This window comes from Streptomyces sp. NPDC086777 (genome assembly GCF_040702065.1).
Taxonomy (GTDB): Bacteria; Actinomycetota; Actinomycetes; order Streptomycetales; family Streptomycetaceae; genus Streptomyces.
Genome location: NZ_JBFBJI010000004.1, coordinates 62,763 through 77,446, shown reverse-complemented (window position 1 = coordinate 77,446; position 14,684 = coordinate 62,763). Strand labels below are relative to the sequence as shown.

The window sequence follows — 14,684 nt, the reverse complement described above, 5'->3', positions numbered from 1 at the left end:
GTCGTTGTCGGATTTCATGGAGAGATACGCCCTGTGGCGATCCCTGCCGTTTCCCGGTCTGCGCCGCGGTGAGAATCTGTTGCGCGCGGGAGAGAACCTTGCGCTCATCCATGGCGACCTGGCTCTCGCCGACGAACATGTGACGCAGGTGATCCCTTTCGTCGACGAGGGGATATTCAGACCGAGTCAGGCGGATGTCATGGGGCTGCTCGACGGGATCATCTCTCGCCTGGAACGATTCGGTGAAGGCATGGCCGCCGAAGAGCGAGAAGTTGTCGACGCCCATCATCGGTATGCGGTCCTGCTGCAGCAAATCTATGCCGAATTTCTGCGCATAGGGGCCCTGTAGTCCGTCACCTGACCGGCAGGTAATAACAGTGAGTCGCCCACAGGTGTGGGCGACTCACTGTTCATGTCGGAGCCTTTGTGCGTGCGAATATCCGACGCGGGCTTGCAGCGGTGTGCGGCGGAAAGCGCCGACGGCACACTGCCCGTGGCGGCCGCCTGGCTCGCCACCAGCTGCCGTCGGGAGGACGGCCGACGCGACGAGACCGTGCGCGGGGACGATCCCCGGTTGATCGAGAAGGCGAACGACGGGTGGTTTCGGCCGGCACGCGACCACGAGTTCCCGGGAGACGACCGGGAGTTCCTGCTGGGGGTCAGAGGGGCTTCGGGTAGAGGGTGTGGGAGTGGTCCACGTCGTAGGTGACCTGCAGGGTGGCGGGGTGGAGGGCGGTGGAGAGGGTGATGGTGAAGGCGTCGGGGGTGGTGGTCGAGCCGCGGGAGTGGAGGAGGGCGGCTATGCGGGTGCGCAGTGCGGTGCGGACCTGGGTGGCCATGGCGGTGGTGGTGGCGAGGTCGGGGTGAGGGGCCGTGTCGTGGGCGGTCAGGTGGACGGTCGGCAGGGGGAGGTCGTGGGTCTGGTTCCAGAGGCCGGTGCGGACGACGTGCTCGGCCAGGAAATCCAGCTTGTAGCCCGCGCTGTCCGCCATGGCACCGGTCGCCTCGAAGGGGACGGAGCGGTGCTCGGGCGCGGACACCGCGTGCCCGTGGAGCACGACCAGGGTGAGCGGGTTCGCCTCGGCCGAGACGTGGTCGGAGAGAAGCTCCGCATGGGTCTCGTGCATGGTCTCTCCCGGTCGTCTGCTGTACGAGCGGAAGTACCACTGGGCCTTGCCGTCGATCATCGGGGCGGTGCCCTGCATCGCCGCGGCGGCCTGACGGAAGGTGTGGTCCTGTTCCGTCGCGGGTGCCCGCCGGTCGCGGGCCTCCTTCGCCGTGACCAGCAGGTCGGCCACCCGCGCCCAGGACCTGAGGGTCTTCTGGCGCTCCTCCGACGCGCCGACCCGTTCCGCGTACCTCGCGCGGTCGTGCAGTGAGGCGGCCACCTCGCGCAGGTCGGCGGCGGAACTGCGCAGGTTCGCCTCGACCCCCGCGTTCATCTCGGCGCGGTTCCTGCTGACCCGGGCGTGGTTCTCCAGGGTGATCTGGGTGCGGCCGTCCTCGCTGGCCAGGACGACGGACGCGAAGTGGTAGCCGAAGTGTGAACCGTTGCTCGCGCCCGGCTTGGCGTAGTTGAACTCCAGGGTCGGCCTGCCGGACGCGTCCGCCGCGTTGACGGACTGGACGAGATAGCCCTCGCCCACCTGGGCCCAGGCGCCCTCGTTGAACCCGGTCCGCCGGGCCGCCCGGGTCAGCGCCTGCCGGCGCGGGTCGTCCGGTTCCTCGTAGCTGAGTGCGCTGCCGTACTCCCGGCCGGGCAGCGGCGCACCGCCCTGACCGCCCACGACCCGGTTGTCCCGGGCGATCTGGGCGGCGGCCCAGGCAGGGCCGGTGGCCGCCGGGTCGATCGTGCCGTCGGCCACCCGGGCGAGGGACTCGGCGAGATGGTGGGTGCCGGTGACCTCGGCCGTGTCCAGGGCGCTGATCCGGCCCGTCGCGACCTGCCGCTCCGCCCTGAACACCACGTTCGACGCCCGGACCTCGCCGGACACCATCTGTGCGAAGTCCCGGCAGGCCTCCTCCTCGGACCGGCCGGAGCGGGTCAGGAAGCGTGGGGTGACCCGGAGGAGACGTGGTCCGGGACCGGGCTCTCCGTCCGTCCGGGGCAGGGTGAGGGAGACCTCGGGATCGGCGTCCAGCCGTACCTTGCCGCCGGCGGCGGCCAGCTTCGCGTTGGACTCGGCGACGGCACGCTCGGTGGCGTACGCGTGCTGGCTCAGCCCGCCGGTGTCGATGGCCAGGGTGCGGTCCCGTGACACCCTTATCGCGGGGTGCTCCGCGGCCCCCACCACGCCGAGTTCCTGGGTGGGCAGGAGCAGTGCGGGGGCATCCGGGCCGGACCTGGTGGAGTGCACGGCCGTGATCCGGGTGGTGGGCAGCCGGTGGAAGAGCACGGCGTCGGCGTCGGCGGCCAGGACCGTGTACGCCCTGGTGGACAGCGGCTCGGGCTGCAGGTGCGCGAACTCGTCCAGGCCCCCGGCCGTGGTCGCGGCCCAGTGCGGATCGGGGCCCGACAGCTTGATCCGCTCCACCGTCGCCCCGTGCGTCCGGACCGAAGTGACGTCGAGGGCCCCGCCCGACGGCGTCCAGACCCGGCGTCCCGTCGCCCGGAACACCGCCTCCGCCAGTCCGGCGGGGGCGTCCGCGAACCCGCGCACGGCCAGCACGATGTCGGCGCCGCGCGGGCGGAGGGGGTCGTTCGCCAGCAGGGCGGCGAAGTCCTCGGGGTTCGTCAGCCGGACGGCGCGGTTCGGGGTCTCCAGGGTGATGTGGCCTTCCCTGGCACGGGCCAGGACGACGTAGGCGTTGTCGGACCAGGGCACCTCGAGCTGCTCCCGGCTGCCGTCCGCCCGGTCGACGTGGTACCGGAAGGGCTCGAAGCGGGGCCGCCCGGCGCCCCTCCAGTTGCGCCCGCCGTTCATCACGCTGCTCTCGTGCCGGACGTCGCGGATCAACTCCGCGACGTACGCCGCGGAGCGGCCGGCGAACGGTGCGGCGGCCGGGGCCCTGGCCGGGGCAGCCGGGTCCGGGTCCACCGAGAGGAGGGACTCGTGGGCCGCGGCCAGGGTCAGCCCCGGTGCGGTGGCGGCAGGCTCTCCGTCCGCGGTGTACGGCAGGTCGCGCAGGACCGGTCCCGAGTCGGTGACCTCGGCGATGGCCCGCAGATACGTGTCGGGTACGTCGATGGTGTCGATGTCCGCCATGAGACCGGTCCGGTCGGTCTGCCGTTCGAGGCGGCGGAAGAGCGTCGTGGCGTCGTGGTAGCGGTCCGGCAGGCCTCCGTAGTGCAGCAGTTCGTGGAGGGCGCGGGCGTCGTCCCGGGCGCCCTCGTGCGTGCCGAGCGGGAACGTGAACTGGTCCCAGGCGCGGTCGGGCCGCTCGCCGCGGCTGATCTCGACGGCCTCCGGGTGGTCCGGGCGGTGCTCCAGTTCCACGTCGATGTGCAACTGGTCGCCCGAACCGGGCAGCCGGCGCCCGTCGTTGACGTGCGTGTCCAGCAGGGACTGGAGGCGATCGCGGTACGCGCCGAGGTCGGTGTGGCCGAATCCGTCGCCGAAGCGCACGGGGAGGCGCAGGGAGAGGTTGCGGACCCAGCGTCCGTCGTCCGCCTGGATCCGGGTGACCGCCGCGCGGACCACGACGTCGCGGCCGGCGAGCAGTCCGGGTGCGGGGCGGTCGGCCGCCGGGTCGCGGGCGGGGTCGTACCGCTCCGTGCGGAGCACGGACCAGACCGCCTGGTCGCGCCGGGGGCGCCACTGGGCGGGGTGCAGGGGTGGTGGTTCGTGGGCCGCGGTCCCGGGACGGGGGTGGGTGATCGTGACGACCGCGCGGTGGGGGGACTCCGGGGTCCGGGAGGCGGGGTCGGGGGCGTGCGACTCGGTGGTGATCGTGAACGCGTCGGAGGTGAGGGGGGAGCCGAGGTCGCGGAGGTGGGCGTCCAGGCGGCGAGCGAGGAACTCGCGGACGCGTTCGGCGTGTTCGGCGCCGAGTTGGAGCGAGCGGCCGAAGTGGGGGCGGCCGGCGAGGGATGCGGTGGCGTGGCCGGTGATCTGGACTGTGGGGAGGTCGTGCTCGGTGTGTTGTGCGGTGCTCCGGGCGAGGTCGGCGGCCAGTGTGTCCAGGTCGGCGATCTGGGTGGGGGTGAGGGCGGAGGTGTGTTCGGTGGCGAAGGTGATGTCGTGGGTGCGGACGGCCTCGGCTTCGCCTTCGGCCTTTGTGGTCCCACCCGCACCGCCCGTGACGGTTTCGTCGTCGGGTGCGGATGGCCCCTGTGGGGCGGATTCGCCGTCGGCGGCCGCGGGCGGACGAAGGCCGGCGGGCATGGCGGAGCGCGTGGCGAAGCGGGGTTCGGTGGGGGGCGCGGAGTGGCGGTTGGTGGAGGTGGGGGAGCCGGGTTCGGTGGGTGGCGTGGGGTGGAGGTCGGTGGGTGTGGGGGTGGGGGGCAGGTTTGTGGTTGTGGGGTTGGCGCGGGGGTCGCGGGGGGCGCGGGGGGCGACTTCGGTGGGGGTGGAGGTCGAGGGGGGTGCGGCGGCGGGGCGGCGGGCGGGGGTCGGGGTGGTGGTCCAGTGGAAGAGGTGGCCGGTCAGGGAGCGGGGGGTGCCGTAGGGGCCGGTGTCGTCGTGGGGGTGGACGGTGATGCGGACGGGCTGGCGCATCAGGGAGGCCGGGCCGGTGAGTTCGGCCTTGCCCGGGTCGGTGGGGTCCACGTGCGGGAGGGCCGCGTCGGGGGTGGGGCGGCTCGGGGTGCCGGGGGTGCGGGTGACCGGACGCGTGGAGTCGTAGGTCTGGTCGCGGGTGAGGCGGGTGGTGGCCAGGGGGACGGTGAGGACCGGGGCCTCGGTGAGGACCGCGAAGTCGGCGGGCGTGACCGTCCAGTTGTAGGAGGTGGTGGCGGCGGTGGCCGATTCGTCCTTGACGGCGACCGAGAGTTCGTCGGCCGCGGCGTCGCGGTGGCCCAGTTCCGCGGCGGGACCGATGGCCTCCATCGAGACGGCGAGGGAGGTGCCCGGTACCCGGTAGGGGCGGTCCGAGTCGCCGAGCCGGTGGAAGAGGGGGGGCAGGGACTGGCCGGAGAACATCTGCCGGATCGCGAACTGCTCCTCCACCGTGAGGCGTTGTTCCTGGCTCAGGTCGTGGCCGGGGCCGAGCCGGGGGTCGGCGGTGAAGGTGGCCAGGAAACGGGAGACCGTGCCGGTCAGATGCGGGGGAAGCAGGGTGCGGGCCGCCCAGCGGGCCGTGCCGGCGCTCTGCGCGAGGGCCCAGGAGTAGGAGGCGCCGGTCCGGCCCAGCACGCCGTCGCCCCAGGGACGCGGGGTCGCCTGGACCTGGACCGCGGTGTCGTGCAGGGCCTTGGTGTTGTCGAAGCCGACCAGGTCGTGCGCCCCGCGCAGGGCGTCCTGCCAGGCGGCGTACCGGGCGGGGTTGCGGAGGCGGCCCAGTTCGAGGTCGAAGGGGTGGTCGGCGAGGGGGACGCCCGGGTGGGCGGGGTCGTCGGGGGCGCCGGGGTGGGGCGCGGCGGTCGCGTCCTCGGTGAGGGACTCCGGCACCCACGCCGTGGCCCGCTCCGGGCCCACCGTCGCCGGCTCCTTGGGCAGGTTCACGAAGCGGCCGGTCTCGGTGCGCCGGGTGACCGTCACCTCGTACCGCAGGTCGGTGGTGAAGCGGGCGCTCGTGTCGCCGTACCCGGAGGTCCTGTGGCCGGCGGTGGTGGTCACGCCGGACTCGGCGCTGCTGCCCAGGCCGCCTTCGAGGGCGCCCGTGGGGGTGATGGAGGCCGAGTTGAAGTGGGGCACCGGGGGGCGGACGGAGGCCCGCAGGTTGCCGTCGGCGCCGACCGTGCCCTTGGCACCGGCCTTGCCCTTGACCGTGTGGACGGCGGTGACGTCACGGGTCAGGGGACGGGCGGAGCGGGAGCCGTCGTCCTGCCAGCCGGCGGTGGTCGCGCGCACCAGCACCTCGGTGACGACCCGTCCGGCGCGCGTCACCTCGACGTGCCGGTCCAGGACGCCGGGGCCGACGAGCTCGTCGTAGCGGGCGGCGAGGCTGTCCGGTGCGTAGGTGTCGGCGAACGGGAGGGCGGCGACCGGGACGGTGTCGCCGTTCGGGCCGCGCAACTGCTGGTCGATCTCCCGCAGGACGGGGTCGGTGTCGGGGAGTTCCACCAGGGCTCCGCCCGAGACCCCCTGGTCCAGGAGGGTGGCGCGGAGCCCCGGCGGGGAGGTGTCGGGGGCCGTCGCGGTGTGCAGCCGGGTCACGTCCTCGTCGGAGAGGAGGACGTAGACGTCGTGGTCGCGGCGGACCGGGCGGCCCGTGTGCGAGGCGCCGGAGGCCTCGGTGAGGCGTCCGGCGACGCTCAGCTCGGCCGTGGCCCGGTAGACGTGCCAGGTACCGGTGTGGCCGACCTTGCGGGAGGTGCTGGTCTGCTGCGTGAGGGTGTCGGCGGTGTCCCACTGGCCGCCGGCCTTGATCTTGCCGCCGCCGCGCACCTGGAAACCGGTGGTCAGCGCACCGGTCGCGGTCTCGGGGAACAGGCCGAAGTCCGGGCCGAGGTTGCCCTTGACGGACAGCGACGTCTGGTCGGCGAGGGTGGTGGCGCCGCTCGCCTTGAGCTCCAGCTCCAGCGTGCTGTCCCCGGACAGCGTCTCCTGGTAGGTCAGGTCGATCAGCCGGGTGCGCACCGACAGACCCACGGTGTCGGGGGCCCGGCCGTCGCCGACGTGCCGGTCGAGCGTGTTGGCCCAGCCGGCGTGCGAGGCGGAGACCAGACCGGGCAGCTGGGCGTGGCCGGCCAACGCCGCCACGGCCTCGTCCAGCGGCGGGCCGGGTGACGGTTCGACGGTGCCCGGATCGCGGGACCGGTACACCTGCTCCAGCGCGGTCCGCGCCTGATCCCGGAACCCCGCTTCGTCGGCGACCCGCGTGACGGCGTGCAGCTGGGGCAGCCGGACGGGCCGCCGCAGATGGACGGGCGCGGTGCCGGACTGCTCCGGGCGGCGCACCTCGACCCGCAGGCGCTCGCCGGGCCCGAGGAGTACCTCGCGCACCGCGTCCGGGCCCCGGCCGGCGGCCGGGCGCGCGGCCGGCAGGGTGCCCGGCGGGGCGCCCTCCCGGTGCGGGGCGACCAGGACGCGGTACGTCACCGGGTAACTGAACGCGTCCGCCGGCCCCTTGTGCTGGAACGTCCGCCTGGCCTGTGTCTCGCTGGACGCCACGGTCTGACGGGACGGACCGTACGAGCCGTCCACACCGGCGTTCCCGAACGTCCGCACGGTGTCGGGCGGGTTCAGGGCCCTGCGCAGGTTGCCGCCGACCCCGAGGGTGTGCTTGCTGCCCCGGGTCACGCCCTTGTCGGCGGCGTGGCCCCGGGCCACCGTGTTCTTCGCGGTGCCCGCCGCCGCCCCGTCGTGGCGGCCCGGCTCGGTGTCGGCCCGGACCACCACCTCGTACGTACGACCGGGCAGCCCCGGTAGGTGGGAGGCGTCGAGGGTGATCCGGAAGGTGCCGTCGAGGAGCTGCCCGCCGTCGGCGCGCAGCCCGGACCGCGAGACGCGTTCGCGCAGCAGCCGCTGGTTCGCCATGGCCTGCGGGGTGACCCGGCCCGCTCCGCCGTCGGGCGGCGGCAGGACTCCGGGGGCCAGCGCGTGCAGCCGCTCGGTGACGTGCCGCTCCAGCTCCCGGGAGCCGGGCACGTCGACGAAGGCGGTGCGCTCGGCGACCAGGGGGGCGTTGAGATCGTCGGGGACCCGGGTGGCCGGGGCCGGGGCCGGAGCGTCGGCGGTGGGGGCGTCGGTGGTGAGGGCGTCGGTGGTGGGGCCCGGGGTGTCGGTGGCGGGTGTGGGCGGGTGGTGGCGGACGCGGAGGACCTCGCCGGTGCGGGGGACGGGCGGGTTCTCCGGGTCGCGCGGGGGCTCGCCGGGCACGGGCGCCGGGTCGGCGTCCGTGCGGACCGCGTGCAGGCCGTCCGGGCCGGGGGACAGCCGCTCGCGCAGCACCTCCACCCGGAACCGTACGGCGGTCCTGACCAGGTCGCCGGTGCCGGTGTGCTCAAGGCTCCGCTCCAGCGAGAAGGTCTGCTTGCCCTTCTCCTGGTGGGCCTGGCTGTATGCGTAGGAGTAGCCGCCGGTGACCGTCAGCCAGGAGGACTCCTTCGTCGTGGCGCTCTGCCACATCCGCCGCGAGCCGCCGCCGTTCAGGCCGAGTCCCCAGCCGGAGGTGTCGGTACGGCCCGTGGCGTGCTCGCCGGTCTCCTTGCTGGTGACGGTGTCCTTGTCCGCGACCGTGCCCTCGCGCACCGACACCTCGGGGTCCAGGGTGAGCCGGAGCCACGCGTGGCCGCCGCCGGTGAGGTCGAGCCGTTTGGAGGTCAGCCCCCACCCCGCGGCGTGTTCAAAGCCGTCGACGACGTTCTGCGGGGACAGGAACTCCAGGATGTCGTTGTGCGCGGTGCCGTCGGGGCGGGACTCGCGAGGAAGGTGACGGAAGACGTCGTCGTGCAGCGCGCTCAGGCCGGTGACGTCGAGCGGACGGCCCGCCGCGGGGGCGGTGCGGTCGCTCTCCCAGCCGTTCCACTCGGCGGCGCCGCCGTCCGCCGGGGCCGGCTCCGGTCGGGTGATCTCCGCGATCACGTCGTCGGCGACGGCACCCCCACCGGCGGGGCGGTCGAGCGGGCGGCCGTCGGGGCCGGTGACGGTCGCCTCGTAGTGGAAGCGGGAGACGTAGGTGTCGGTGGGGCCGGTGAGCGAGGTCCTGGTACCCGTCTCGACACCCGTCTTCACCGAGGTGTCGGTCGCATGGGTGGCGCCGCCCGCCTTGACCGAAGGGGTGATCAGGGCCATCCGGTCCGCGCCGGAACCGTCCGGGCGGATCACCGTCGGGGCCAGGTCCAGGCCCGCCTCCGAGGTGGTGAGCGAGGTCTTCTTCGGCTCGGCCGCGCGCCTGGCCTCGGCGGACCGTTCGAAGCTCTTGCCCGTGCGCTCCTCGGCCGTGGCCTGTTCGGCGCGCAGGCGCCAGCGGTCGGGACGGGCCGTGAGCACCACGTCGTGCGGGGCGCCGGCCACCCGGATCTGGAAGCGCCAGCCGCCGTTGACCATCTGCTCGTGCCGGGTGCGGAAGTTGGCCGGGTCGAACTCCGCGTCCAGCTTCTGGACGATCTGACGGTCGGTGCGGTGCGCCTCGGGCAGGGTCGCCAGGACCTGGGCGCGCAGGTCCTCGGGGCCGGGGGCGTGGGTGATCCGGATGCCGGCCAGCGACCGCAGGTGCCGGTCGCCCAGCTCGGCGGAGGGACCGGGGGGCTCGGGAGGCGGCGCGGGGTCGCCCTCGGGCTCCGCCGTCACGGGTTCGGGTTCGGTTTCGGGTTCGGGCTCTGCGGCCTTGACGGCGTCCCCGCCTTCGCTGACAGCCGCCTTGGGTACTGTGCGGGGTGCCGTCTCGGGCTCCCCGGGCCGCGCGACGACCGCGGCCTCGGGATCCTGCGAGGGGAGCACCGGGTCCTCGGCGTGCGGGGCGGGTGAATCGGCGCGGGGGGCGGGTGAGTCGGCGCGCAGGGTCGGTGAATCGACGGCCGGGGCAGGCAAGTCGGCGGCCGGGGCAGGCGAGTCGGTGTCCGCGAGGGGCGGTTCGGCCTGCGTGGTGGTGGGCTCCGCCGGTGCCGGGCGTGGCTCCGGGGCCCGGCCCCTGATGAGGAACTCGGCCGGGGCGTACACGAGTTCGGCGTCGTTGAGACCGGGTCGGAAGCGGAGGAGGGGCTCGCCGCCCTCCTGGTGGGACTCCACGATCTTGCTGAAGATGCCCTTGCTGAAGGGCGTGGCAGGCTCCCAGTCCATGTGCGCGCCGTGCATGACGCCCATGTCGCCGTCCATCATGGTGTTGACGACCTGTTGGTAGGGCTCGCCGCGCAGCCGGGAACCGCCCGGTGTGCTGATGTCGAAGACGTCGTGGTCGCCGGTGATCTCCCGCCAGCCGTCCTCGCCGTAGCGGCCGTACACCAGGCCGTTCTCGACCTTGAACAGGCCCTGCCGCCGGAGGTCGGCCATCACCGGTGCCAGGGTCTCGAACTCCTCGGCACGCTGCGCGAACCGCTTTTCGAGCTGCTGCCAGGTGGCGTCGTCGAGGTTTCCGCGTTCGGGCCTGACCGGCTCGAAGTACCCGATCAGGCCGCGGTGTTCCTCCCTGGCGCCCAGCAGCACGTCCAGGTCGTTGACGGACTTCGCCTTGATGTCCTTGGGTTTCGGCAGCTTCCCCTGATCGAGCCATTCCGGGGCAGCTGTGTTGGTCGGCCGGACGTCGATCACGAGGTTGTGCGCCCGCGCCAGACTCCTGAACCTGTCGAAGTTCTTCTCCGGCATGCCGTAGTGCGACCGCGCCACGGCCGGGGCCACCGACCGCGAGGACTCGGGCACGGACTCGGGCGGCTGCGCCGTCGTGTCCGTGATCCGGATGTCGGGGACGGACGGGTGGCCCGTACCGGCGGGTGCCTGCTGGTCGGTGTCCGCGGACGGCGTCTCCCGGCCGCTGCCACCGGCCACGGGGGCGCGGGGCGCGGCCTCGTCGGAGCGCGGAGCGTCCGCCTCGCGGGCCACCCGCAGCACGGGGGGCGTGTCCGTCCGGTGGAACACGGCCTCCACGTCGTCGGACATCGCGAGGAACTCGTTCTCGTGCTCGTAAAGGAAGAGGGTCTGTTCGGGCTTCCCCTGGACCGGCGCTCTGCTCTGCAGGTACGTTCCGAAGACCTGGTGCAGCGGGATCTCCTGCGAGGTGACCCAGAACGCCCCCAGCCCGTGGTCGGTCTTGTTCTGGTCCTTGTACGGCTTCATCAGGCTGTACGAATCCGCGGGCCCGCGGCGCAGGTTGATCCGGGCGCCGACGGCGGGGGTGCGTCCACCGTTGGCGTCGTCCACCACGGACCGCTTGTCCAGGCGCACGAGTTGGACGACGCCCCGCTCCGGGTCCACGTTCGGCATCTTCACCCGGGTCAGGATCTCGTGGGTGAAGACGTGCTGGGCCACCATGCTCCGCACGTACGTCGGGGCGAAGTCCACCACCGGCATGGCGTTCGGGTGGCCCGGGTACGGGGCATCGCCGTCCTTGACCCCCGGGCCGTCGAGGCGGGACATGTAGAAGCCGCCGGGGTGCCTCGCCGGACGGAAATGGTTCAGCATCACCTTGAAGCGCAGCGCCGGGGAGGTGTTGGAACCGGCCGACTGGCCGTCAGCCCAGTCCGCCAGCCAGTCGCTGTCGCCTCCGTTCCTGTTCAGCCAGGCGTGGAACTGCTCGGACACACCGCCGGGCCCGTGCAGCGAACCCCCGATCGACCCCGACCGGTTGGTCGGCGAGACCAGGGCGTACGACGTCACCTCGTCGGCGTCGGCCGCGGACCGGTCGCCCCAGCGCTCGTTCACGACCAGCTCGCGCGGCAGACTGTCCAGGAAGCCGTCCTTCGTCATCAGCATCTGTACGCGCAGGAACTCACTGCGGTACTCGGGCAGCCAGCCGCCCCGCTTCAGTGACTCCTCCGCCTTCAGCAGCCGTTCGGCACGCCCTCGTTCCGGATCGCTCGGTTCCTTCGTGCGGACGATCTCCTCCGCCCGGCCGGTGATCAGGCCGAGCCGGTGCTCGGCCGCACGCGCCACCGCCTTGTACGCGGCATTCCGGTACTCCCACTGCGGCCAATGGCCCTGCCCGAGATCCATCGGGAGATCCGCGGCCGTGCCTTCGTGGGAGTACGCCGTCGGGGCCGTATTGATCGTCTGCTCGGACCCGTGCTCCTGGACGGTCAGACCGAAGTAGACGAAGGGATCGTCTCCCCACAGTGTGGGTGCCTCGAACGGCCCGGGCGGCAACGACTCCAGCAGGGGAACGTCCGGGGCGGGAACGGGTGCCTGTTCCGCGACCGCCTGGTGTCCGGCGGCATCGGTGTGCTCTGCCGGATCCTCGGGTTCCGGCGTCCCGTGACGGTCATGGGCCTGTTCCGCGGTGCCCGTTCCGATGCCGTGCGGTGCCGTGTCGTGGGTGTGGGCCGGTGCCGTCCAGCGGTACGGCGCCGGTGCCGCGGCGCCGTGCCCGGCCGCCGTGTCACCGTGCGTCTCGCCCCACTCCGAGTCCGAGACCGAGTCCGATTCCGACTTCGCCTCGTGCTCGGAGTCGGAGTCCGAGTCCGGCTGTCGCCGCCTCACCAGTCCGCTGTTGAGCAACGCGCTGAGATCCGGCTGGCGCGTGGTGCGCGGGTCCGTGGCCTCCGGCATGCCCGGCCGCGAACTGTCGAGGCTCTCGTAGCGCGACGGCTCGGAGACCGGGTCGACCCAGGCGTGGCCGCGCTTGTGGGGCGTCGCGGCGAGGCGCGCGTGCTCCCACTCGGCGTCGTGCGCGAGCCCCAGGTCCTCGAGGTGGAGGTCACCGACGACGGCGGCGCCCACCTGCAGATGACGGTCGCCCAGACCACCCCGGCGCAGCCCCTCGGGCGAGTCGGTGTGGAAGTCGCCCATCAGACCGCCCTTGACGTCGGGGCGGTGCGGAACGGCCCGGTCCCGGTACTCGTCACGCAGGTTGAGCGTCTGGTGGCCCAGCTCGTGGGCGTATTCGACGGGCTGCGCGTCCGTCCGCCACCTCCGCTGGTCCATGACCCCGTCACCGCCGACGAGGTCGACCGTCAGGTGCGCCTCCTCACCCGGCTCCGCGCGCACCACGGTGACGTGCAGCCGGTCACCGGTGCCGGGGCGGTGGTCCGGGCCGGGCAGGTGGTAGCCCGGCGCGTTGAAGTACTCCTCGACCCCGGCTGTCACCTTGGCCCAGACGGCGTCCGTGTCGTGCCCCCCGCCGCCGTTCCGGAAGGCGACCCTGACCGTCAGGTCGGTGACCGGCTCGCCCCGGTACACGAACCGCCGGGCCTCGAAGGCGGACCGGACGACGATGCGGGGCGTGCGGTCGAGCCGCATACGAGGGGGCGGGGCGGACCCGGCGGGCCGTCCGCCGGGGGGCGGAGTGGGGTCCGGAACCGGTGCCGCGGCCTCTCCGCGAGGGCGGCCGGCGACCGCCGTGGTTTCCGGCGGCGACGCGGCGGCGGTCTCGTGCGCGGTGGCACCGGCCTCGGCCTCGGGCCGCGTGGCGCTCACGGTGGCGGTGTTCTCCGTGGGCCCGGCGCTCTCCGGTCCGGCCGGCGGGTGCGTTCCGGCGTTCGACGGTGTGCCGGACTCCGCACGGACGGACGGCGCCGGGCCGGTGGCGCCGGTAACGCCGGTGCCACGGTCGGCGCCGGTGGTCGCCGGGCCCGTGCTCACCGTGGACGGGCGGGCGGTGCCGGTGGCCGTACCGGGACCCGTGGAGGTGGTGGGACGGCTCCCGTTCGCGGCCGTGGTTCCGGTGCTCGGGGTGCTGCCGGCGCCCGTCGTGAGGCGGGTGGGCGTGGTGGCGGGTGCCCCGGTGCGGGTGGCGGACGAGGTGCCGACGGCGGACGTCGTCGTGTTCACCGCGGGGTGAGACGTGATGTGGGGCGCGGTGTGAGACGTGGTGGTGACGGTGGTGGTGAATCCCGGCAGCCCTTGTCCGTGTTCGTGGTGGGCGGCCACGGACACGGGTGACGACGCGGACGAGTCATGGGTGGTGCTGGTGCTGGTGCTGGTGCTCTGTTGCCTGGTGGCGTTCCGGGTCCCGGTGCTGGTCCCGGTGCTGGTCCCGGTGCCGGCCTCGGTGCCGGCCCCGGTCTCCGTTCCGTTCTTCCCGGACGTGCCCGTGCCCCGCGACGCGTCCTTGAACGTCCCGGTGCCGGACAGCTGTTCCGTCTTCACCGCCGAGAGCAGGCCGGGCAGGTCCGACAGGCCGGACAGGCTGAGCTTGAGCGCGTTCGGCACGTTCACGTGGACGGGGTCCACCTCGACCGTGTCGCCCTTGCCGCCGAACCGACGCCTGCCGCCGCCGCCCAGCGCGCCCAGCGCGCCCGCGCTGATGGACGTGCCGAACTCGTCCTGCCCGCTGTGGTAGATGCCGTACATGATCCCGGAGGTGCCGATGCCGGTGGCCGCGCCGAGGACGCCCTTGCCGAGCAGCGAGTGCGCGAACTTCGGCGCGAGGACGCTGCCGACGCCGAAGAAGAGGCCGCCCACGGCCCCGCCGACGGCACCCGACACCACGGCGGAGACGGTGTTGTCGGTGGACCACTCGGTGCGGTCACCCTTGAGGAACTGGATGGTCTGGACGGCGACGTCGAGGCCGACGTTCATGGCGACACCGGTCGCGACCGAGATGAGCAGCCGGCGCAGGATCATCTTCACGGCCAGCCGGGCCGCGGTGATCGCCACCGGGATGACCTCGGGCGCGAAGAAGATCCACTCCGCGATCTGGGCGGCCAGCAGGATGAGCTGCCCGAGGATCATGTACTTGGAGTACTCGACCTGGACGGCGGTGTGCTTGCCGAGTTTGCCCAGCTGGTTCGCGGACTCGGCCATCTCCGGGAGACTGGCCTCCAGCTGGGTCACGAAGGCCCGGAACTCGTCGGCGACCTGCCCGCCCACGCTCTCCAGCACCCCGTTGCCGGACGCGCCGATCTGCCCGCTGATGCCCTTGAGCTCCTGCGCGGCGTCGTTCCACGCCTGGCCGAGGGCGTGCAGGTTGTCCTCGTCGCCCTTGGGCCAGGCCTGACCGACCGCAAGCCGGGCGACCCAGGCCAGCTCGGGGGGCATCTCGACACTCAT

2 protein-coding genes are annotated in these 14,684 nt (G+C 73.4%); one reads left to right on the top strand and one right to left on the bottom strand.

What is annotated here, in order from left to right; all coding sequences use genetic code 11:
• Positions 1 to 4: 4 nt before the first annotated feature.
• Positions 5 to 349, top strand: a complete 345-nt coding sequence (locus AB0472_RS07200) for a hypothetical protein (protein ID WP_366354158.1) — start codon at positions 5 to 7, stop codon at positions 347 to 349.
• Between the two features lie 310 nt (positions 350 to 659).
• Here the strand turns inward: AB0472_RS07200 and AB0472_RS07195 are convergent, their stop codons facing one another.
• A complete protein-coding gene (locus tag AB0472_RS07195) occupies positions 660 to 14,684 on the bottom strand; it encodes a hypothetical protein (protein WP_366354156.1) in 14,025 nt (4,674 codons plus the stop codon).